General features: G+C 62.4%; 20 protein-coding genes. 9 read left to right on the forward strand and 11 right to left on the reverse strand.

Annotation, left to right across the window (positions count from 1 at the left end; all coding sequences use genetic code 11):
* Nucleotides 1–163 precede the first annotated feature (163 nt).
* Both RHP72_RS22270 and RHP72_RS22275 read right to left on the reverse strand, forming a co-directional pair.
* Nucleotides 164–625, reverse strand: coding sequence for a hypothetical protein (locus RHP72_RS22270; protein WP_003940038.1), 462 nt, complete (start codon nucleotides 623–625; stop codon nucleotides 164–166).
* A gap of 63 nt (nucleotides 626–688) precedes the next feature.
* The gene (locus RHP72_RS22275) at nucleotides 689–1,255 is read right to left on the reverse strand and encodes a hypothetical protein (RefSeq protein WP_283376149.1); all 567 of its coding nucleotides are present in this window, start codon (nucleotides 1,253–1,255) and stop codon (nucleotides 689–691) included.
* A 253-nt stretch (nucleotides 1,256–1,508) separates the two neighbouring features.
* On the opposite strand from RHP72_RS22275, the gene RHP72_RS22280 reads away from it, so the two are divergent.
* From RHP72_RS22280 to RHP72_RS22295, 4 genes are read left to right on the forward strand one after another with little or no spacing between them, the layout of a single operon-like run.
* Nucleotides 1,509–2,165, forward strand: a complete 657-nt coding sequence (locus tag RHP72_RS22280; protein WP_003939689.1) for a hypothetical protein — start codon at nucleotides 1,509–1,511, stop codon at nucleotides 2,163–2,165.
* On the forward strand, nucleotides 2,158–2,721 hold the full coding sequence (locus tag RHP72_RS22285) for a hypothetical protein (protein ID WP_054781865.1): 564 nt from the start codon (nucleotides 2,158–2,160) through the stop codon (nucleotides 2,719–2,721). The genes RHP72_RS22280 and RHP72_RS22285 overlap by 8 nt, the downstream gene beginning before the upstream one ends.
* Nucleotides 2,722–2,733: 12 nt before the next feature.
* Nucleotides 2,734–3,411 carry a response regulator transcription factor gene (locus RHP72_RS22290; RefSeq protein ID WP_003939990.1) on the forward strand — a complete coding sequence of 226 codons (678 nt, stop codon included), beginning with the start codon at nucleotides 2,734–2,736 and terminating at the stop codon, nucleotides 3,409–3,411.
* Nucleotides 3,408–4,685 carry a HAMP domain-containing sensor histidine kinase gene (locus RHP72_RS22295; RefSeq protein WP_311093809.1) on the forward strand — a complete coding sequence of 426 codons (1,278 nt, stop codon included), beginning with the start codon at nucleotides 3,408–3,410 and terminating at the stop codon, nucleotides 4,683–4,685. Before RHP72_RS22290 ends, RHP72_RS22295 begins: the two co-directional genes overlap by 4 nt.
* 67 nt (nucleotides 4,686–4,752) lie before the next feature.
* Here RHP72_RS22295 and RHP72_RS22300 read toward each other — a convergent pair whose 3' ends face one another.
* The 3 genes from RHP72_RS22300 to RHP72_RS22310 form a co-directional block, all read right to left on the reverse strand.
* Entirely contained in the window at nucleotides 4,753–6,468 is a 1,716-nt protein-coding gene (locus RHP72_RS22300) for a glycerol-3-phosphate dehydrogenase/oxidase (protein WP_007733473.1), read from the reverse strand.
* Nucleotides 6,469–6,516: 48 nt separating this feature from the next.
* Complete coding sequence (glpK, locus tag RHP72_RS22305; RefSeq protein WP_007733474.1) at nucleotides 6,517–8,025, reverse strand: glycerol kinase GlpK; 1,509 nt, start codon at nucleotides 8,023–8,025, stop codon at nucleotides 6,517–6,519.
* A 64-nt stretch (nucleotides 8,026–8,089) separates the two neighbouring features.
* Nucleotides 8,090–8,917, reverse strand: a complete 828-nt coding sequence (locus tag RHP72_RS22310) for an MIP/aquaporin family protein (protein WP_003940085.1) — start codon at nucleotides 8,915–8,917, stop codon at nucleotides 8,090–8,092.
* A 239-nt stretch (nucleotides 8,918–9,156) separates the two neighbouring features.
* Here RHP72_RS22310 and RHP72_RS22315 point away from each other — a divergent pair, with 239 nt between their 5' ends.
* Nucleotides 9,157–10,140, forward strand: a complete 984-nt coding sequence (locus RHP72_RS22315; RefSeq protein WP_007733475.1) for a sugar-binding transcriptional regulator — start codon at nucleotides 9,157–9,159, stop codon at nucleotides 10,138–10,140.
* On the opposite strand, the gene RHP72_RS22320 is transcribed toward RHP72_RS22315, so the two are convergent.
* Nucleotides 10,075–10,878: a TetR/AcrR family transcriptional regulator gene (locus tag RHP72_RS22320; RefSeq protein ID WP_007733476.1), complete on the reverse strand. Its 804-nt coding sequence runs from the start codon at nucleotides 10,876–10,878 to the stop codon at nucleotides 10,075–10,077. The two genes, RHP72_RS22315 and RHP72_RS22320, sit on opposite strands and share 66 nt — an antisense overlap.
* 93 nt (nucleotides 10,879–10,971) lie before the next feature.
* Here RHP72_RS22320 and RHP72_RS22325 point away from each other — a divergent pair, with 93 nt between their 5' ends.
* Together RHP72_RS22325 and RHP72_RS22330 are read left to right on the forward strand one after the other, a co-directional pair.
* A complete protein-coding gene (locus tag RHP72_RS22325; protein WP_058037822.1) occupies nucleotides 10,972–11,925 on the forward strand; it encodes an ATP-binding cassette domain-containing protein in 954 nt (317 codons plus the stop codon).
* The gene (locus RHP72_RS22330) at nucleotides 11,922–12,683 is read left to right on the forward strand and encodes an ABC transporter permease (protein ID WP_162113728.1); all 762 of its coding nucleotides are present in this window, start codon (nucleotides 11,922–11,924) and stop codon (nucleotides 12,681–12,683) included. Before RHP72_RS22325 ends, RHP72_RS22330 begins: the two co-directional genes overlap by 4 nt.
* A gap of 92 nt (nucleotides 12,684–12,775) precedes the next feature.
* Here the strand turns inward: RHP72_RS22330 and RHP72_RS22335 are convergent, their stop codons facing one another.
* The 5 genes from RHP72_RS22335 to pdxH all read right to left on the reverse strand — a co-directional run bounded on the left by RHP72_RS22335 (nucleotide 12,776) and on the right by pdxH (nucleotide 17,830).
* A complete protein-coding gene (locus tag RHP72_RS22335; RefSeq protein WP_003940440.1) occupies nucleotides 12,776–13,138 on the reverse strand; it encodes an FKBP-type peptidyl-prolyl cis-trans isomerase in 363 nt (120 codons plus the stop codon).
* A gap of 70 nt (nucleotides 13,139–13,208) precedes the next feature.
* Nucleotides 13,209–14,507, reverse strand: a complete 1,299-nt coding sequence (locus RHP72_RS22340; protein ID WP_003940509.1) for a citrate synthase — start codon at nucleotides 14,505–14,507, stop codon at nucleotides 13,209–13,211.
* Nucleotides 14,508–14,865: 358 nt separating this feature from the next.
* A complete protein-coding gene (locus tag RHP72_RS22345; RefSeq protein WP_042921680.1) occupies nucleotides 14,866–15,813 on the reverse strand; it encodes an aldose 1-epimerase family protein in 948 nt (315 codons plus the stop codon).
* 41 nt (nucleotides 15,814–15,854) lie between these two features.
* Nucleotides 15,855–17,120 carry an MFS transporter gene (locus RHP72_RS22350; RefSeq protein ID WP_021332219.1) on the reverse strand — a complete coding sequence of 422 codons (1,266 nt, stop codon included), beginning with the start codon at nucleotides 17,118–17,120 and terminating at the stop codon, nucleotides 15,855–15,857.
* Nucleotides 17,117–17,830: a pyridoxamine 5'-phosphate oxidase gene (pdxH, locus tag RHP72_RS22355; protein WP_007733483.1), complete on the reverse strand. Its 714-nt coding sequence runs from the start codon at nucleotides 17,828–17,830 to the stop codon at nucleotides 17,117–17,119. Before pdxH ends, RHP72_RS22350 begins: the two co-directional genes overlap by 4 nt.
* Nucleotides 17,831–18,074: 244 nt before the next feature.
* Here pdxH and RHP72_RS22360 point away from each other — a divergent pair, with 244 nt between their 5' ends.
* Both RHP72_RS22360 and serC read left to right on the forward strand, forming a co-directional pair.
* Nucleotides 18,075–19,202, forward strand: a complete 1,128-nt coding sequence (locus RHP72_RS22360) for a citrate synthase 2 (RefSeq protein WP_003940025.1) — start codon at nucleotides 18,075–18,077, stop codon at nucleotides 19,200–19,202.
* A 63-nt stretch (nucleotides 19,203–19,265) separates the two neighbouring features.
* Nucleotides 19,266–20,387, forward strand: coding sequence for a phosphoserine transaminase (serC, locus tag RHP72_RS22365; protein WP_007733484.1), 1,122 nt, complete (start codon nucleotides 19,266–19,268; stop codon nucleotides 20,385–20,387).
* Nucleotides 20,388–20,400: the final 13 nt, after the last annotated feature.

Raw genomic sequence — 20,400 nt, forward strand, 5'->3', positions numbered from 1 at the left:
GGGGTTGTCGGCTTCTGCGCCGTCCGTTGAACCACAGTCACACTCCTCGTTCTCGATCACTCGTCGCCATGCAGTGTCGTGTAGGTCACGGGCGAAGGGAAAGAGTTGCGTGAGGTTGCCGGGAGTTGCGAAGGGTTGCAGCTGTTGACTTTCGAGCGTTGATTCAGGCGCCGCTCAGGCTGCCGCGTCTGATCTTGGCCAGCGCGCGGTGTTGGGCGAGTTCGACGGCGCTCGTTGTCGTTCTCAGTGACAGCGCCGTCTCGCGCACGTCGAAGCCGACAACGATGCGAGCTACCAAGACGTTGCGTTCTGCGGCCGACAGATCACCGAAGGGCAGAGTGAGTCGACTGGAGGCGGGTAGCGAATCGATTTCGCGACTGATCGCGTCGTACAGATGCGCGAGGAACGCTTCTCCGGCACGTCTACGTCGCCGAATGTCGGACAGGACGGATCGGCAGATACCGACGGCAATACGATCAGCGTCGAGCGGTCGCAGTTCGGCACGGCAGCGCCGCGTCACCAGAGGCACGATGCGTTGAAGGAGTTCTGCAATCGCGTCCCGATCCCCTCGGGACGCATCGTCGGCAACACTGTCGATCGAACGTCCACCTGCCCTGCTTGTCATTCCGATCTCCCCCTGGTTCGGCTCTTGGTCGAATTCCCGACTAATGCTCAGGTTTTGAAGTCGCTAGGGGCGTATCGGCTCGGGGCAGATCCCGGTTTGTTCCCCGATGATGTTGATCTCGGCGTTGGAACGAGGGTCAGCGCCGTAGTTGATCTGGTCGGTGCACTTCTCGGAGGGCTCGACGGCATCGGGCGGGAGGGGCGCCGGGCACGAACCCATCCGCTCTCCGATGCTGTTGATCTCCGCATTCGAACGAGGGTCACCCACATAGTTGATCTGATCGGTGCACTTGGTCGACTCGGTAGCCGGACCAGGGGCCGCAGGGGCAGCCGCGCTGGTCGAGACCGGTGTCCAGGCCGGCGCAGCTCCGCCCGCCGGGACTCCGGGGGTGGATGCGTCCGTACCGCCGCCCACCGAGTTCGAGCCTTCGACTGTCTCCGAAGTGGTCGCTGCGGTCAGCGGCGGTGGGGTCGTAGACGCCGCAACCACCGATGTAGTCGTCGGTTCGTCTCCTGGAGCGCTGTTGTCATCACTCGAACACCCTGTCATCGCGCACACCACCCCGATCGTCAGTACGGCGAGCAGCACTCGCAGACGCCGAGTCTTGTTGGTCAGCAATAGTTCAGGCATTTGCTCTCACACTCCTCGATACGCGGATCAGCTCGTTCCGCCCAAGCGGTGAACACCGACGTGACTCACTCTAGGAGCCTGATTCCATCGGTTTCGTAACAGAATTCCGTCGGTCGCGTACCAACTCTCGACGGTCCTGACATTCATACGATTACGTAACGGTGGGTGGCAAAACTCCGATATCGAGATCACCTGTGATCGTATGAAAACGCACATGCCGATGAGAGGGTTCGCAGCGGCCGGGGAGGGGAAAGTGTTGTATCGGAGTGACATCTGCGGCGGTCGATCAGACCGTACTCGCAGCCTGTTCGGTACAGCGCTCGCGGCAGCAACCCTCGGAGCGTCCGTGATCACCGGTTGCGCGTCCACCCAGGGCGTTGTGATCGAAGGCGATGTCGCTTCCACCGGGTTGCCCGTCACACAACCTGCAGACCTGGCCAGACGGGTTGCCGAAAACTCGAGGTTGGGCCGGGCACTCCTCGACGATCCTGGGGTGTCCGAGGGAGTGAAGACAGAACTTCGGTCGTGCCCTGACTGGTATCCGATCTCGGTCGGGTCCATCCTTCTCGATCCAGGCGCACCGCGTATCGTGCCGGAGACCGAACTCGTCGTCATGAATGTGTATCCGTGCCAACCGGCCCACCAACCCGGGACCGGAGTGTCGATTTCGGTCAACCTTGCCGGCTACGTCTACCGCAGCGGCAAGGCCGGTTCGAGTGAAGACGATCCCGAACTGGGTGAGCGCCTGTTCTCCGTCGAAGAGCGCGGAAAGTTCATCGTCAGCGGTCAACGCGCCGCGAGTTTGTCTGTCCTGGAAACGGATCCGCGGCCACCGGAGTTCGAATGTTGCCCCCGTCCACCGCTTCGGACCGAGTTCCACTGGGATGGAATGGAGTTCATCCGTGATTGATCGCCGTCGCCGCGCAATGCTCGCCGGTGTTTGCCTGCCGGTCGCGTTTGCTCTCGCCTCCTGTTCCACCGAGCCTGAATCAGAACCCACTCCGAATATCGCAGCATCACTCGACCCCTCGGATCTCTCACAGGGCTTGAGCATCGATCCTGTTGCCCTCCTCAGAGCAGACCCGGAAGTGTCCGATGCGGTCAAGGACAGTCTCCGACTGTGCGGTGATGCGAACTTCCCCTACGAAATCCGGTACTCCCCCGTGACAGGCGCCGTTTGGCAAGATGCCGTCGTCAATGTCTTCACCTGCGAGTCTGTCGGCATCTGGGGACGACCGGCCCCACCGGTCAGCTTCATGGTCGCCGGATTCGTCTACCAGATCGACGAATCGGGCGCTCACAAAGTCTTCGGAGTGCAAGACCCAGGACGCTACGTCGTCGGCTCAACCGGAGGATTGTCGGTCATGGTCGACCTGTGCAAAGACCCCGGCATTCCGGAGTTCTGTCAATCGTCGACTGCATACAAGTGGACCGGTGAAGGGTTTGAGAGTGTTCCGTTCCCATGAAAGCGAAGGCCGATGACCGATCCGTTGATTTTGCTGGTCGAAGACGACGCTGTCATCCGCGAAGCAACGCAATTGAATCTCGAACGCAACGGGTTTCGGGTGATCACCGCATCGGGTGGGTTGACCGGAATGGATATGGCGGTCGACGCCAAGCCGGATATCGCCGTCCTCGACGTGATGCTTCCCGACCTGAACGGAATCAGCCTGTGCCGACGCATTCGTGAGGAACTGTCGGTGCCGGTCATCATGCTGTCCGCGCGCGACGACCCGGTCGACATCGTTCTCGGATTGGAAGCCGGTGCCGACGACTACGTCACCAAGCCCTTCGACAGCGGTGTCCTGGTGGCCCGTATCCGAAGTGTGCTCCGGCGGGTCGAATCCCATTCCGGTACGGAGAAAGACATCGTGACTCTCGGCGATCTGGAGATCGATCGCGAGTTGGTGACCGTCACGCGTTCGGGCGCCGAAGTGGCTCTCACACCCACCGAAATGAAGCTGCTCCTGGTCATGGTGAGTGTGCCGCGCAAAGTCTGGTCTCGCTCCGAACTGCTCTCGGACGTCTGGGATTACGACTGGGGCGGCGATACGCGCATCGTCGACGTTCACGTTCAGCGATTGCGCACGAAGATCGGCTCCGAACAGATCCGGACCGTCCGGGGGTTCGGCTACACGATGGACAACCATCGGTGAGATCGCGGGATCTCGCCGCCAAGCTCCCGTCCACCGGGAGGCGGTTGTCGTTTCAGTGGAAGATCGCGGCGGCCATCACGTTCGTGATTGCCGTCGCCTCGATCACGCTCAGTACCGTGATGCATCAAACCTTTTCACACAACCAAGAGGATGCAGCGCGGGCGGCAGCTGATCGCAATCTCCAACTGGTGCTGCAGGACGAAACGGGCAGCATGCGTGCACTGTTCCACGCCACCACAGATGGTCTCGACGTTCCGGAAGAGTTGCGTCAGGCCGTGGCGGGCGGCAAACGTGCCACCTACCTTGTCGACAGCGGGGACCAGCCATTTGTCTGGGCTGCTGCCGACGTCAACACTCAGGTGGTGGCGATTCGCGTCCCGTACACCGCGCAGCGGGAATCGATCGCCAGCGTCGATCGGACACTTCGCAACGCCACCATCGCAGTGATCGCAGCGGGTGCCGTCCTGGGTGTTCTGCTTGGACTCGCGATGTCGTATCGATTGCGCTCGGCCGCCCGTGCGGCTCGCAAAGTGTCTACCGGAGCGGACATCCGCGTCCGCTCGGTCACCTGGTCGCTTTTCGACGACGAGATCACCGAGCTGGCGGATGCGGTCGACGCGATGTCCGATGCTCTACGGGGACAATTGGACGCCGAGAAGCGCGTGACAGCCAACATCGCGCACGATCTCAGAACACCCATCTCCGGACTGGTCGGCGCCGCAGAGCTCCTGCCACCCGGTAGGCCAACCGAATTGGTGCGCGACGGCGTCCATAAACTCAGGAGGCTCGCCGAGGACGTCATCGAAGTGGCACGCCTCGACACCACCTCCGAGCAGGCTGACATCCAATCGGTGGAACTGGCACCGGTGGTGCGTCACGCGATTTCCACCACAGGAGTCGAGTGTGAAGTGAGTGTTCACGGCACCCCCGTGTCGTACACCGACGCGCGCAGACTGGAGCGGATCATCGCCAACCTGATCTTGAATGCTCGCAATCACGGAAAGTCGCCGATCAATGTCCACGTCGACCACTCCCGCATCACGGTCCGGGATCGGGGCGTCGGGTTCACTGAAGAGTGGCTTCGCCAGGGGCCGAAGAGATTTCAGACCAACTCCGTCGAACGCGGCCCGAACTCGGGCCTGGGCCTCGGCTTGACGATCGTAGTGGGACAAGCGGCGGTCATCGGCGCTCGTATCGAATTCGCGAACCATCCGAACGGGGGCGCGGTGGTGACGATCGACCTCCCCGAATGTTCGGCAGACGAGTTCGATTGACACCGAGGCAGTTCGGTCGATCGGCCGGGACACAGGGTCCCGGCCGATCATTGGTGGTGTCTCGGACTCAAACCTGTCCGACAGCGACTCCGGTGCGAACGTCCGGTGCACCGAGGCGCGCCGCATCAGCGGTCAGGTCATCGGGCTGCTCCTGAGATTCCCGCTCGGCTGCGACACGCAACCGGTAGTGTTCGATCTCCTCGGCAATGTGCTCGGGAGTCCAACCCAGCACCGGCGCAACCAGTTCGGCTACTTCCGCTGCTGCCGCGTCGCCGCGATCGGTAACCTCGATGGAGATGCGGGTACGACGGGTAAGGATGTCGTCGAGATGCTGTGCACCCTCATGGCTCGCAGCGTAGTGGACCTCCGCCTTGAGGTACTCGGGGGCGGAGTCCAACGGCTGCCCCAGTTCCGGTCGCGCCTCGACGAGTTCGAACAACTCGTCAGCCAGAGTGCCGTACCGACCCAGTAGGTGCTCGATGGTCGAAACGTGCAGTCCCGTGCGCTCAGCGGTGAGATGCCGATTGTTGTGCGCGGCAAAGTAGCCGTCGGCACCCACAAGTTGGATACGCTCGGTGCAGGACTTCGGCACCTTCTGTTCCAATCCGTGCACCGCGGAATCGACAGCGTCCTTGGCCATCACGCGGTAAGTGGTGTACTTGCCACCGGCGACCACCGTCAAACCTCGGACCGGACTCGACACCGCATGCTCACGCGAGAGAGTGCTGGTCGAATCCGATTCGCCGAACAGCAACGGACGCAACCCCGCGTACACACCGACGACGTCCTCGTGCGTCAACTCGTCCTGAAGGAGCTTGTTGACATGTCCGAGGATGTAGTCGATATCGCTTCGGCTCGCTGCCGGATGGGCGAGGTCGAGGTTCCAGTCGGTGTCCGTCGTACCGATGATCCAGTGGCTTCCCCACGGAATCACGAACAGCAGACTCTTCTCGGTCCGCGTGATGATTCCGGTCGCAGAGTTGATGCGGTTTCGCGGGACGACCAAATGCACACCTTTCGAAGCGCGAACCTGGAATTGTCCTCGACCACCTACCATTTCCTGAATCTCGTCAGTCCACACACCGGCGGCGTTGATGACCTGACGAGCACGGATCTCGAACGCGCGACCTGTTTCCAGATCCACGGCCTTCACCCCGACTACGCGGTCCTCCTCACGGAGAAAGCCGATTACGCGGGTGCTGTTGACGCACAGCGCGCCGTACTCGGCCGCCGTGCGCGCCAGCATCATCGTGTGGCGGGCGTCATCTACCTGACCCTCGTAGAACTTGACCGAACCCCGGATAGCAGATCGCTTTCCGGAAGGGAACGATTCGAGAGTCTTCTTCTTGCCCACATGCTTGTGGTGTGAGGGAACCCCGCGGCCTGCGCCCATCACGTCGTAGACGCCGATGCCCAGACCGACGTACGGCCGGTCGATCAACTTCTCGAGTGGGTAGATGAACGGCACCGGCTTCGCGAGATGCGGGCACAGCGAATTCAGAACCAGCGACCGCTCACGCAGTGCCTCGAACACGAGCGCAAAATTGAACTGCTCGAGGTAACGCAGTCCGCCGTGGAACAGCTTGCTCGACCTGCTCGAGGTTCCGGACGCGAAGTCACGAGCCTCCACCAAGCCCACCTTCAGACCGCGAGTTGCGGCGTCGAGCGCGCTACCCGCTCCGACCACGCCACCGCCGATAACGAGGACGTCGAGTTCGGTTTCTTCCAACTTCTTCAGCGACTCCGCCCGCGAGGACGGACTCAATGCTTGTGCTGTGCTCATGAAAACTGTTCCTTCACTTGAAAATAGGTAGAAATGGGGGCGCCGCGATCAGTCTGCGTCGACCCAGTCGAGTGTCCGAGTGACGGCTTTCTGCCAGCCTGCATACAGGCGCTCACGCTCGGCCGAATCCATCGACGGCGTCCAGCTCTTGTCCTTCGCCCAGTTGCTGCGAATGTCGTCCTCGCTCTCCCAGTACCCGACCGCGAGACCAGCGGCGTACGCAGCGCCCAATGCCGTGGTCTCCGCAACGACAGGGCGGATCACCTCGACGTCGAGCAGATCGGCCTGGAATTGCATGAGGAGTTCGTTCGCGACCATTCCGCCGTCGACCTTGAGAACCTTCAAGTCGACACCCGAGTCGAGGTTCATCGCCTCGATCACCTCACGACTCTGGTACGCAGTCGCTTCGAGCACCGCCCGGGCAAGGTGCCCCTTGTTCACGAACCTTGTCAGACCGACGATCGCACCGCGTGCATCCGCGCGCCAATGCGGTGCAAACAGGCCCGAGAACGCGGGCACGAAGTACGCGCCACCGTTGTCGTCCACAGAGCGCGCGTTCACCTCGATGTCGGCCGCGTTGTCGATCATGCCGAGGTTGTCTCGAAGCCACTGGACCAGCGAACCGGTCACGGCGATCGATCCTTCCAGTGCGTAAACCGTTGGCTGCTCACCGATCTTGTAACAGACCGTCGTCAACAAGCCGTTCTTGCTCATCACCTTTTCGGTGCCGGTGTTGAGGAGCACGAAGTTGCCGGTTCCGTAGGTGTTCTTCGCTTCTCCGGGCGAGAGGCAGGCCTGACCGAAAGTCGCTGCTTGCTGATCGCCGAGGATTCCGGCGATCGGCACGCCGGACAACGTTCCGCGTTCGCGCACGAATCCGAAAGTTTCGGACGAGCTGCGAATCTCGGGGAGCATCGATTCGGGGATGCCCATGTCGGCGCAGATCGCCGAATCCCAAGCGAGAGTGTCGAGATCCATCAACAGGGTGCGCGACGCGTTGGTGGGGTCGGTAGCGTGCACTCCGCCGTCGACGCCGCCGGTCATGTTCCACAGCACCCAGGTGTCCATCGTGCCGAAGCACAACTCGCCTGCTTCGGCCTTCTCACGCGAGCCCTCGACGTTGTCGAGAATCCACTTGACCTTGGGGCCCGAAAAGTACGTGGCCAACGGCAATCCGGTGACTTCGGTGTACTTCCTGGGGCCGTCTTCGCCGGCGAGTGCAGTACAGATTCGATCGGTGCGTGTGTCCTGCCAGACGATGGCGTTGTAAACGGGCTTTCCGGTTGCTCGTTCCCAGACCACTGCCGTCTCACGCTGATTGGTGATGCCGACGGATGCGATGTCGGCCGCGGTCAGATCTGCGTTGGCCAAGGCGCCCGCGGTGACGTTGCGGACGTTGTCCCAAATTTCGATCGGATCGTGTTCGACCCAGCCTGCCTGCGGAAAGATCTGTGTGTGCTCGTGCTGTTCGACAGCGACTACGTGCCCACTGTGATCGAAGATCATGCATCGCGTGGAGGTGGTTCCCTGGTCTATCGCGGCTACGAACTGCGCCATCGTGCTACCCCTTTGGTGTCGAAGAAAGTGCGAAAGATTTACTGTCAGAGATGATGATTCGCCATCAGGCCGGTATCGTGGCCGGCTCCTCGGCTGCCTTCTCCACCGACTCGTCAGGCAGGAATCGACCAATCAGCTTGTCGTAGAGGAACACCCCGATCGGAGCGCCGATCAGCGGCCCCACGATGGGCACCCAGAAATACAGGCTCCCGTACTGATCTCGCCAGGCGCTGCCGTAACCGGTGAGATACGACGCCAGCCGCGGACCGAAGTCACGGGCCGGATTGATGGCGTAACCCGCGTTGGTCGCCCATGCGAATCCGATTGCCACCACGATCAAACCGACGACGAAGGGCGCAAGATTCGCGAGCGGCGGAGTTCCCCGAGTATCGGTCACCGCAACGATGAGGAACAACAGGATCGCCGTGCCGATGATCTGATCTATCAGCGCTGATCCCAGACTGACCGGGAGCGTTCCGTTTCCGGGCATCGTCGAGAAGATCGTCTGAGTCGCCGTTGTGTGTCCGGGATCGATGGCATTGAGCATGTCGTTGTAATTCCACCGGACGATCAGGGCCGCGACAAAGGCTCCAGCGGTCTGCGCCAGCGTGTAGGGCAGGACCTTGCGCCAGGAGAATCCCCGGAAGATCGCAAAGGCGAAGGTCACTGCGGGGTTCAGATGAGCACCCGTCACCCGGCCTGCGACATAGATGCCGAACATGACGCCGAGTCCCCAGGCCCACGCGATACTGTCGTGTCCGCCGAGACCCCCACCGCTCCCGCCGGACACAACCTGCGCCACAACTCCGACGCCGAACAAGATCAAGATCATCGTTCCGGCGAACTCGGCTGCCAACTCGCCTGGAAGCCCTAATCGCTTGGCTTTCTCCATCCCCACCCTCACTTCGTTGTGATGCATGTCATAGTTTGGATTGCTGCACCCGTAGCGTAAGGCGGTTTGCACATTCACGCATAGCTCGTGCACATATGTGCAAATGCCCCATTTGCGCACCGTAACGCGGGTAACAGACACACTTCTGGGACTTTGCGTGATCGAGCGCCTCAGCCTGGGCCTACTCGGATATGATTCGGTTCAATGCTCTTGCACGTACGTGCAGACAGGACGAACCCATGGAAACTCCCACTTCGGACTCCGCTACCTCCGATCCGGCGGACCCGCGCATCGCCGACGCAGTTCAGGCCGCACGCCTCTACTACTTCCAGGACCAGACCATGGCTGCCATCGGCCGCGACATGGGGGTGTCCCGATCCACCGTCTCCCGATTGATCACCTACGCGCGCACCTCGGGTCTCGTCGAGATCAAGATCAGCACCCCGCACGGCCAGGCTCCTCGCATCGAACGCGAGTTCTCGGAACGGTACGGAGTGCGCGCCCACGTGGTGACCGTGCCGGAACTGGTGGGAGATCTCGAGCGACTCGAAAAGGTCGCAACCTTTGCCGGACGCCTGCTGGCGTCGTTCTTCGACAGCGACATGGTGATGGGGATCGCCTGGGGAACCACACTCAGTGAAGTCAGCAAGCACCTTGCCCCCAAACGCACGTACAACTCGTACGTCGTGCAACTCAACGGCGCCGCGAATACTCGCACCACCGGAATCTCTTACGCCAGCGACATCATCAGAACCATCGCCGACGCCTACGGTGCTCTGCCACAAGGATTTCCGGTGCCTGCCTTCTTCGACTACCCGGAAACTCGGGAGCAACTGTGGCGCGAACGAAGCATCAAACGCGTCTTGGACATGCAGAAGCGAATGGACCTGGCAGTCTTCAGCATCGGCGTACCAGGCGGCAACGTACCGAGTCACGTCTACACCGCCGGATACCTCGAACCCGATGAAGCAGAAGCACTTCGACGCGACGGAGTGGTCGGCGACATCGCAACCGTCTTCTTCCGGTCGGACGGGAGCTACCGCGGAATCGAACTCAACGAGCGCGCGAGCGGCCCGCGACTGGACCTTTTCGAGAAGGTCGCCAGGCGCGTGTGCATCGTCGCCGGAACAGCAAAACTGCCGGCCCTGGAGGGAGCACTACGGGGCGGGCTGATCACCGATCTGATCATCGACGACGTCAGCGCCACCGCGCTGGTGTCCTGACCGCTGCACCAGCTTCTCGATTCCGTCGAGAAGTAAGCCGAGCGAGAAACTGAAATCGAAGGCATCGTCGCCGGCGGCCTCACCCTCCGGGCTGCCGTCCTCGAAGCCGCCTTCCTCGATTGCGGCACTCAGGTAGGGGAATCCCTCCCGATTGATGACACGAGCAATGAGAGCGCCGTATGCGACGTCGTCGTCTGCCGACTGCGCTGAACGAGACGCCAGGTCAGCCGAGAATCGAGCGCGGCCGATGACGAACAACGACACGTTGGTCACCACCTGGAACTTCGACGCGGCGCTCAGGGCGACCCCGTCGAGGGCGCTCAGACCCGCGTCGAGCCACGCCATGTTGTTGGGCCCGGTCGGTGGAGCCGTGATGGGCAGCTTGAGCCACCACGGTCGACTCAGCATCGTGGCGTACTCCTGATTCGCCCACGCCTCGAGCTTGACGCGCCAGGTCACGCCGTCGGGAATTACCGGCGGCGGCCCGATCACCCGATCCGAAATCAGTTCGATCAGTTCGTCTTTGCTTGCCACGTAGCGGTAGAGCGACATGGTCGTGAACCCGAGCGCTTTGGCCACGCGGCCCATCGACAGAGCGGTGACGCCTTCTGCGTCGGCCAATTCGATCGCGGTGTCGAGAATTTGCTCGAGACTGAGCCCCTTCTTCGGACCCCGCGTTCCCGGCTGGTCCAGTCCCCAGGCCAGTTCAACTGCTCTCGGTAGCGCTCCGCGATCCATAAGCTCCCACTCTTCACTCTTGCCATCATCCTAGAACTGTGTACGCTATAAACACGAGTTTATGACATACACAGTTCTTACTTGGAGGTCTCGATGTCAGGAACGATCCCCGCAATCTCGGTCCGCGGACTCCGTAAGCGCTACGGCGATCAACAGGTACTGGCTGGACTCGACCTGTCGGTCCCGGCCGGATCGGTGTACGCCCTCCTCGGCGCGAACGGCGCCGGAAAGACCACGGCCGTAAGAATTCTCACCACCCTCATCCCCTTCGACGGAGGTGAGGTCACGGTCGCGGGGCATTCACTGCCCGGAGATCCACAGAACGTTCGGCGACGCATCAGCGTGACCGGGCAGTACGCAGCCGTCGACACCTTGCTGACCGGATTCGAGAACCTCACCCTACTGGGCGAACTGAATCACCTGGGCCGGAAGAACTCCCGTCGCCGTGCCGAGGAATTGCTCGACCAGTTCGTTTTGACGGACTTCGGCGACAAACGCGCCGGCAACTACTCGGGCGGCATGCTCAGACGACTCGACATCGCAATGAGCCTCGTCGCCCGACCGGACGTCGTCTTTCTCGACGAACCCACCACCGGCCTGGACCCGCGAAGCCGCCACGACATGTGGTCGATCGTTCGAGGACTCACAGCGTCAGGCGTCACCATCTTCCTCACCACCCAATACCTCGACGAGGCAGACGAATTGGCCGATACGGTCGGCGTGCTGAGCGGCGGCCGCATCGTCGCCGAGGGAACACCGGACGAACTCAAACGCCTTGTTCCCGGCGGCCACGTCGCACTGCAATTCGAGAACCTGGCCCAACTCGAACTCGCCGCGGCATCACTGCCGCAGGCGCATTCGAATGCCGAGACCTTGACCCTGCACATCCCTTCCGACGGGGCAGTTCCGTCGATCAAAGCGATCCTCGACTCGATCGACGATCCGTCGATCACCGTCGAGAAGTTCTCCGTTCACACTCCGGATCTGGACGACGTGTTCTTCGCGCTCACCGGATCAGGCCAACCCGAGATTGCGAGCGTTCGATGACCTCCACCGTTGCAATCGATTCCGCGGTGATGCTCCGCCGGAATCTCAAACACGTTCTGCGCAGTCCGGATTCGATGATCACCGCGATAGCCCTTCCGGTCATGCTCATGCTGCTGTTCGTCTACGTCTTCGGCGGCGCCATCAACACCGGTAGCGAGTACATCGACTACGTAGTGCCCGGAATAATCCTTCTGTGCGCCGGTTTCGGCGCCTCGACCACCGCGGTCAGCGTCTCGAGCGACATGAAGGACGGGATCATCGACCGTTTCCGGACCTTGGCGATCTCTCCGTCGTCGGTCCTGACCGGTCATGTACTGGCCAGCGTCGTCCGCAACGTCCTGACTACGGCGATCGTGGTCGTCGTTGCGCTGATCATGGGATTTCGCCCGACAAGCGATCCGTTGCGCTGGCTCGGCGTCGCCGCTGTGATCGTCGCCTTCGTCTTTGCCATGTCGTACCTCTCGACAGCTTTGGGACTCTTGGCCAAGAACCCGGAAGCTGCAAGCGGATTCACCTTCGCCATCATGTTCCTGCCCTACGTCAGCACTGCTTTCGTACCGGCTGAGACCATGCCGTCCTGGCTGCAGGGGTTTGCCCGGCACCAACCGGTGACTCCGATCATCGAGACTGTGCGCGGACTCCTGATGGGCACGCCGATCGGGAACAGCGCGGCCATCGCCCTCGCGTGGTGCCTGGGCATCGCCGCCGTGGGATTCGTGTGGTCCAACTGGCTCTACCGACGAAAGACCGCGAGCTGACCACACAAGAAAGCCCCACACCTGACGGTGCGGGGCTGCTTGTGCTGTGCGCCTTTATTAACCGCGGGGGGTTAATAAAGGCGCACAGTGGATTACTTGGCGTCCAGCAGATCGATCACGAAGACCAAGGTCTTGCCGGAAAGCTGGTGCCCTGCACCGGCGGGGCCGTATGCCAGCTCCGGCGGAATGGTGAGCTGACGGCGTCCGCCGACCTTCATGCCCGGGATGCCGTCCTGCCAGCCCTTGATCAGGCCACGAAGCGGGAACTGAATGGACTCGCCACGGCTCCAGGAAGAGTCGAACTCTTCGCCGGACTCGAACTCGACACCGACGTAGTGAACGTCGACGGTGCCACCGGGAACGGCTTCGGCGCCTTCTCCGACAACCAGATCCTTGATGACCAGATCGGTCGGCGCGGGGCCTTCCTGGAACTCGATTACGGGCTTGCTACTCATGGGTCCTCCTCGTTGAGGCGAAATGTTGGGTACAGAAGACTAGCGGGTGGTGATATCGCTAGGTCACGCGTCAGCGGGACGTGATGTCTCTGTAGTCACGCTCGGTGTAGCCGGTGTAGATCTGGCGCGGGCGGCCGATCTTCGTAGCCGGATCCTCGTGCATTTCACGCCAGTGCGCAATCCAGCCGGGCAGACGGCCCATGGCGAACAGCACCGTGAACATGCGCGGCGGGAAGCCCATCGCGCGGTAGATGAGGCCGGTGTAGAAGTCGACGTTCGGGTAGAGCTTGCGCTCGATGAAGTAGTCGTCCGTGAGGGCGGCCTCTTCGAGTTGCATTGCGATGTTGAGCAGTTCGTCGTCGCCGCCGAGCTTGGCGAGGATGGTGTGCGCGGTTTCGCGGACCAGCGCAGCGCGCGGATCGTAGTTGCGGTAGACGCGGTGCCCGAAGCCCATGAGCTTCACGCCGTCTTCCTTGTTCTTGACCTTGCGGACGAACTCGGCTGCGGTGCTGCCGCTGGCCTTGATCTCGTCGAGCATCTCGAGCACTGCCTGGTTGGCGCCGCCGTGCAGCGGGCCCCACAGTGCGTTGATGCCGGCAGAGACGGAGGTGAACAGGTTGGCGTCCGACGAGCCGACCATACGCACGGTCGACGTGGAGCAGTTCTGCTCGTGGTCGGCGTGCAGGATCAGCAGCATGTCGAGTGCCTTGGCGACCTCGGGATCACCCTGGTACGGCTCGGCGGGGAAGCCGAACGTCATACGCATGAAGTTCTCGACCAGGTTCAACGAGTTGTCCGGGTACAGGAACGGCTGTCCGACGGACTTCTTGTACGCGTACGCAGCGATGGTCGGCAGCTTCGCGAGAAGACGGATGGTGGACAGTTCCACCTGCTCCGGATCCTCGGGATCGAGCGAATCCTGGTAGTACGCCGACAATGCGTTCACTGCGGACGAGAGAACCGGCATCGGGTGAGCGTTGCGCGGGAATCCGTCGAAGAACCGCTTGAGGTCCTCGTGAAGCAGGGTGTGTCGACGGATGCGGTCCGTGAAGGACTCGAGCTGGGCGTCGGTCGGCAGTTCGCCGTAGATCAGCAGGTAGCTGACCTCGATGAACGTCGACTTACCTGCCAACTGCTCGATGGGATATCCGCGGTAACGCAGGATTCCCTTCTCACCGTCGATGTAGGTGATTGCAGAACTGGTGGATGCAGTGTTCACAAAACCGGGGTCAAGGGTGGTGTACCCCGTTGTGGCCAGCAGCTTTCCCAGCTCGATGCCGTCATTGCCCTCTGTTGCCCTGGCAATGGACATCGTGTACTCACCACCGGGGTAAGTAAGCGTGGGCTTTGTGTCATTGTCAGCGGGCACGAAGGATCCCTCTCAAGCTCGAACCAACGAGTAACTACATGCGATCAACTAGAAACTAGTCGCACGGGAGAGATCGTGCCGAAGGAGGGTCGCTCCACGGCTATTTTTCGGGTACTCACGAACCCGACATACCCACCGAAACTGAAACATGTTCCAGTCTGGGCTTTCCCACTCGCGTGACCGGTACTCCAGTCTACGGAATCGCGCATTTACCCACACTGATCTGCAAATCTCGGCTGCAATTCGCAAATGGGAGCAACGTCGGACCTTCCGGACCACTGACACGGGGTACCGAAAACCGATTGTCATCGGCTGATGCCTACTTGGTGTTACACGATCCCACGGTATGAGAGCCGGATCACAGCGCCTTGATGCCCCAGCTACCCGTCCACGTCTGACCCGGATGAAGCACCAGGAGATCGATGCCCGAGTTGAAGGCGTCAGGCGGGCAGGTCATCGGCTCCAAAGCCAATGCGCGGCCGCGATCGGGATACCCCTTGTCGTTGGCGGGATCTGCGACGAATGCCTGAATCCACGGGAACTCGCGGTTGGTCCACAGGGCAGTGCCCGTTCCATCCGGAGCCAGCAGCTCGTGTTGCGTGCGACCACTGCCGTCGACGACGTCCAATGCGCTGTACGGAGTGTCCAACTGCACCCCGGCAAGCAGTCTCGGTGTCCGGAAGTCGTAGTCCGTACCGGCGACTGCCTGCGAATACGCGTTCGGCAGCATCCTCGCCGGATCGATCGGCAACCGCGTGCCTGCTGCCAGATGCAGAGCACATTCGTCGAGCGGAAAGTCGCCGGCGCGAATGAAGGTGTGCATTCCGAGCCCGAACGGCGACGAGGTCGCACCCTTGTTCGTGGCCGTGTGCGTGACGGTCAGTCCGTCGGCACCGACCTCGTAGGCGACCGTCAGCTGCAACGGATAGGGCCAACCCTTGTGAAGTCCCACGTCGACCGACAGTTCGACGCGCTCGTACGTGTGGTCCACGAGGCTCCAATTGCGACGCCGGACGAACCCGTGGCTCGCGTTCCCCAGCGCAGGTTCGGTGATCTCGAGTTGATGCTCGATCCCGTCGAACATGAAGTGCCCGTCGCGAATTCGGTTGGGCCACGGCGCGAGAACCAATCCGGCCGACAGCGGTGGCTTCGATCCGAGTGCCCAGGTCTCGGTCAGCGCGCGCTGACCGTTCGGTCCTTCGTGATCGAGTAGCCGCAACCCGGCACCGGCCGCGGCGATCTCGGCTCGATAGCCTCCACCACGGATCTCGAACCCTCCCCTACCCGTGCTGTGCGGCGCAGTCATACGTACCAGTTTCCACCACGAGCGACCGGTTAACCAGGACGTCAGACGGCGCGTCCCACCTTGTAGCGAACGAATGCCGGAAATGCGAGGGCAGAAAGGACAACACCGACAATCACCAGGAAGCCGCCGCCCGCTGCCGCGACACCGGTCCCGAACAGGAAGGCTGCACCGCCGTGCAGCACGTCACCGATACGCGGACCACCCGCCACGACCACGATGAACACGCCCTGCAGTCGTCCGCGCATGTCGTCGGTTGCCACTTGCTGGAGCATCGTGCTGCGGAAAGCCGCCGAGACCATGTCGACGGCTCCGCCGAATGCCAGGAATGCGACCGCCACCCAGAGCAGAATCACACTGGAACCGGGACTCGCGAAGTACACGGCAACGCCGAAGCCGACCATGGACAGCCCCCACAGCGCGATGCAGACCAGAACGGCTCGCCCCTGGTACTGAACCCGTGGCAACCAACCCGAGAAGACTCCGCCCAGAACGGCTCCCACCGACATCGCCGCGAACAGCAGTCCCAGCGCAAAACCGCCGCTGGCGGGGTCACCGAAGGATTCGTGAGCGATCTCCGGGAACAGTGCTCGCGACATCCCGAACACCATCGCGATGATGTCCACCACGAACGACGCGAGCAGAACCTTCTGCGTCGCGAGATACGTGAAACCGCCGAGGACCTCGCTCAATCCGGCTCGCCGAGACGTTCCGGTCGGCGGAATCGCCGGGAGCTTCCATACCGCCCACAGTGTGGCGAGAAGAAAGATCGAGTCGAGCAGGTACAGCAGTTGCAGACCGGCCGACGGTATGAGGACACCCGCCAGTAGCGGGCCGGCTATCGCACCGAACTGCACGACAGTCATGTTCAGCGAGTTCGCGGCAGGTAACTGCCTGCCCGGAATCAACCGAGGGATGATCGCCGCTCGCGTCGGCTGGTTCACCGCGAAGAACGCCTGTTGAACCGAGAACAATCCGAGCACCAACCACACGTTGTTCACGTTCAGGGCAGCCTGGATCCAGAACAGCACCGACGTGACGCCGAGTCCGATCGAGGTGATCATCAACAGCCGTCGTCGATCCATGACGTCGGCCAGTGCGCCGCCCCACAGACCGAAAACGACCAGCGGGACCAGACCGAAGATTCCCGTCAGACCGACGTAGGCCGAGCTTCGGGTGATCTCGTACACCTGTTGCGGTACGGCGACCACGCTGAGCTGAGCGCCGATGACGGTGACGATGCCGGCCGTCCACAGCCGTCGATAGTCGCGATTCTCGAGCGGAGTCGTGTCCGCGAGTAGCCGGCTCACGGCTGGAGACGGACGGCGGACCACTGTCCGTCGACCAGGCTCGTACGAACTCGATTGTGCATGCGGTTCGCGCGTCCTTGCCAGAACTCGACAGACTCGGGCCGAATCAGAATCCCGCCCCAGTTCGGTGGCACCGGAATCTCACCGTCCACGCCGAATCGAGCAGCGACCTCACGCAGTTGCTCGTCGAGATCGGCACGCGAGTCGATCGGACGAGACTGCGACGACGCCCACGCGCCGAGCTGTGAACCTCGAGGCCTGGTTCGCCAATACTCCTGCGTCAGTTGAGCACTCACCCGCTCGGTGGTGCCGCGGACGATCACCTGCCTGGCAAGGGTCAGCCACGTGAAGTTCGCCGACGCGTACGGGTGGGCGTCGAGGTGACGAGCCTTGTCGGATCCGTAGTTGGTGAAGAAGAGGACGCCGTCCTCGCTGAGCCCTTTGCAGAGCACGGTGCGCGACGCCGGACGGCCACCGTCGTCCACCGTCGACAGAGTCATGGCGTTGGGCTCCGGCGCGTCAGCTTCGACGGCGTCCACGAGCCATTGGCGCATGAGGGGCAGCCAACCGGTTTCGACAACCGAAGTATCCAATTCCGCACTCATGCGGTCCTCGACGGACTCCGATTCGCTGCCTGCTTGCGGATAGCCCACACGCATGGCCGCGAGTTCGTTGTCCACCGCCTGCGGGTCCTGACGTTCATTCGACACAGCCGAGAACGCTACTCCCGGGTACTCACTGGCCAACGGCTACGCGGCACGCGCTAAAGTTTGCCGTGGCTAGACCCGACCCGGACCGCGAGCCGCACCAGCGACAGCGCCGAATCGGGACGAGACGATTGCGCAGTACAAAACACGGTGCGTGCTCATCCCTGCGAGCACCGAGGCGCAGTCACTGAAGCTGAGGCAGTGCGACTGTAGACCTGGCGCACTCGAACGAGGAGAGTCCACGAGAATGGCAGCGAGCGCAGCAATACCGGACGATTTTGTGAGCGGACTCGAAGGCGTCGTCGCCTTCACCAGCGATATCGCAGAACCTGACAAGGACGGCGGCGCACTGCGCTACCGCGGAGTCGACATCGAAGACCTGGTCGGCCAGAGGGTCACCTTCGGCAACGTATGGGCCCTTCTCGTCGACGGCCGCTTCGGCCCCGGCCTCCCGCCGGCCGAGCCGTTCCCCCTCCCCATTCACACCGGCGACGTCCGTGTCGACGTTCAGGCCGGACTGGCGATGCTGGCTCCCATCTGGGGCTACCAGCCGCTCCTCGACATCGATGACGAGACCGCCCGCGACCAGCTCGCCCGCGCATCCGTCATGGCGCTGTCGTACGTCGCGCAGTCCGCTCGCGGCATCTACCAGCCGGCAGTCCCGCAGAGCCGCATCGACGAGGCCAAGACCGTCACCGAACGCTTCATGGTTCGCTGGAAGGGTGAGCCCGATCCGGCACACGTCGAGGCAATCGACGCGTACTGGGTCTCGGCAGCCGAGCACGGCATGAACGCCTCCACCTTCACGGCCCGCGTCATCGCCTCCACGGGCGCCGACGTCGCGGCTTCGCTTTCCGGCGCCATCGGCGCGATGTCCGGCCCGCTGCACGGCGGCGCACCGGCCCGCGTTCTTCCGATGATCGAAGAGACCGAGAAGACCGGCGACGCCCGCGCACTGGTCAAGGGAATCCTCGACCGCAAGGAAAAGCTCATGGGCTTCGGACACCGCGTCTACCGCGCCGAAGATCCCCGTGCACGCGTGCTCCGCGCCACGGCCAAGCGCCTCAACGCTCCCCGCTACGAGGCTGCCGCAGCTCTCGAGCAGGCTGCACTGGCAGAACTGCGTGAGCGTCGTCCCGATCGCGCGATCGAGACCAACGTCGAGTTCTGGGCCGCCGTCATCCTCGACTTCGCCGAGGTTCCCGCGCACATGATGCCTGCCATGTTCACCTGTGGCCGCACCGCCGGCTGGTGTGCACACATCCTCGAGCAGAAGCGTCTCGGTAAGCTGGTACGCCCGGCCGCCATCTACACCGGCCCGGCGCCCCGTACTCCGGAGTCGGTCGAGGGCTGGGACCAGATCAGCCACGCGTAGTACCCCGCTCGAATTCGCCAATCACGGTAGTACAGAACACAAGTGAAGGAACAGAAAGAAGCGATGACCTCCACACCGATCATCCCCGCCGACCTCAAGCCCGCCGACGGACGCTTCGGCTGCGGTCCTTCTAAGGTTCGCCCCGAGCAGCTGCAGTCCCTGGTCGAGGTGGGCGCTTCGGTGTTCGGCACCAGCCATCGCCAGAAGCCGGTCAAGAACGTTGTGGCCAGCATTCGTTCCGGCCTCGCCGATCTGTTCTCACTGCCCGAGGGCTACGAGGTCGTCCTCGGCAACGGCGGAACCACTGCGTTCTGGGATGCGGCCGCATTCGGCCTCATCCGCGAGAAGTCGCTGCACCTGACCAACGGCGAATTCAGCTCCAAGTTCGCTTCGGTCGCCAAGGCCAACCCGTTCATCGGTGACCCGATCGTCGTTTCCGCCGATCCGGGCAGCGCACCGGTGCCGGTCTCCGACCCGTCCGTCGATCTCATCGGCTGGGCGCACAACGAGACCTCCACCGGTGTGTCGATCCCCGTCTCGCGTCCCGCGGGTTCGGAGAACGCACTGATCGCCATCGACGCCACCTCGGGCGCCGGCGGACTTCCGGTCAATGTCGCCGATTCCGACGTCTACTACTTCGCTCCGCAGAAGTGCTTCGCTGCAGACGGCGGACTGTGGATCGCGCTGATGAGCCCGGCCGCCCTCGAACGCGTCGCGGAGATCAAGGATTCGGGACGCTGGACGCCTGACTTCCTCTCGCTGCCCATCGCCGTGGACAACAGCTCCAAGGATCAGACGTACAACACCCCGGCCCTGGCCACCCTCTTGCTCTTCGCCAACCAGATCGAGTGGATGAACAGCAACGGCGGCCTCGACTGGACTACCGCTCGCACCGCGGATTCGTCCTCGCGCCTGTACAACTGGGCCGAGGCCAGTGAGTTCGCAACGCCGTTCGTCGCTGATCCGGCACACCGCTCGCAGGTTGTCGGCACCATCGACTTCAACGACGACGTCGACGCTGCCGAGGTGGCAAAGATCCTGCGCGCCAACGGAATCGTCGATACCGAGCCGTACCGCAAGCTCGGCCGCAACCAGCTGCGCGTCGGCATGTTCCCGGCCATCGACCCCGATGACGTCACCGCTCTCACCAAGAGCATCGACTGGGTCGTTTCTCAGCTCGGCTGATTTTCACATTTGC

This window comes from Rhodococcus sp. SG20037, assembly GCF_031763325.1.
GTDB lineage: Bacteria > Actinomycetota > Actinomycetes > Mycobacteriales > Mycobacteriaceae > Rhodococcus_F > Rhodococcus_F qingshengii.

Excerpts from the sequence above, each read along its gene's own strand:
- RHP72_RS22270 (WP_003940038.1), bottom strand. The coding sequence starts at position 625 with ATGACAAGCAGGGCAGGTGGACGTTCGATCGACAGTGTTGCCGACGAT.
- RHP72_RS22275 (WP_283376149.1), bottom strand. The coding sequence starts at position 1,255 with ATGCCTGAACTATTGCTGACCAACAAGACTCGGCGTCTGCGAGTGCTG.
- RHP72_RS22290 (WP_003939990.1), top strand. The coding sequence starts at position 2,734 with ATGACCGATCCGTTGATTTTGCTGGTCGAAGACGACGCTGTCATCCGC.
- RHP72_RS22300 (WP_007733473.1), bottom strand. The coding sequence starts at position 6,468 with ATGAGCACAGCACAAGCATTGAGTCCGTCCTCGCGGGCGGAGTCGCTG.
- glpK (WP_007733474.1), bottom strand. The coding sequence starts at position 8,025 with ATGGCGCAGTTCGTAGCCGCGATAGACCAGGGAACCACCTCCACGCGA.
- RHP72_RS22310 (WP_003940085.1), bottom strand. The coding sequence starts at position 8,917 with ATGGAGAAAGCCAAGCGATTAGGGCTTCCAGGCGAGTTGGCAGCCGAG.
- RHP72_RS22315 (WP_007733475.1), top strand. The coding sequence starts at position 9,157 with ATGGAAACTCCCACTTCGGACTCCGCTACCTCCGATCCGGCGGACCCG.
- RHP72_RS22320 (WP_007733476.1), bottom strand. The coding sequence starts at position 10,878 with ATGGATCGCGGAGCGCTACCGAGAGCAGTTGAACTGGCCTGGGGACTG.
- RHP72_RS22325 (WP_058037822.1), top strand. The coding sequence starts at position 10,972 with ATGTCAGGAACGATCCCCGCAATCTCGGTCCGCGGACTCCGTAAGCGC.
- RHP72_RS22330 (WP_162113728.1), top strand. The coding sequence starts at position 11,922 with ATGACCTCCACCGTTGCAATCGATTCCGCGGTGATGCTCCGCCGGAAT.
- RHP72_RS22335 (WP_003940440.1), bottom strand. The coding sequence starts at position 13,138 with ATGAGTAGCAAGCCCGTAATCGAGTTCCAGGAAGGCCCCGCGCCGACC.
- RHP72_RS22345 (WP_042921680.1), bottom strand. The coding sequence starts at position 15,813 with ATGACTGCGCCGCACAGCACGGGTAGGGGAGGGTTCGAGATCCGTGGT.
- RHP72_RS22360 (WP_003940025.1), top strand. The coding sequence starts at position 18,075 with ATGGCAGCGAGCGCAGCAATACCGGACGATTTTGTGAGCGGACTCGAA.
- serC (WP_007733484.1), top strand. The coding sequence starts at position 19,266 with ATGACCTCCACACCGATCATCCCCGCCGACCTCAAGCCCGCCGACGGA.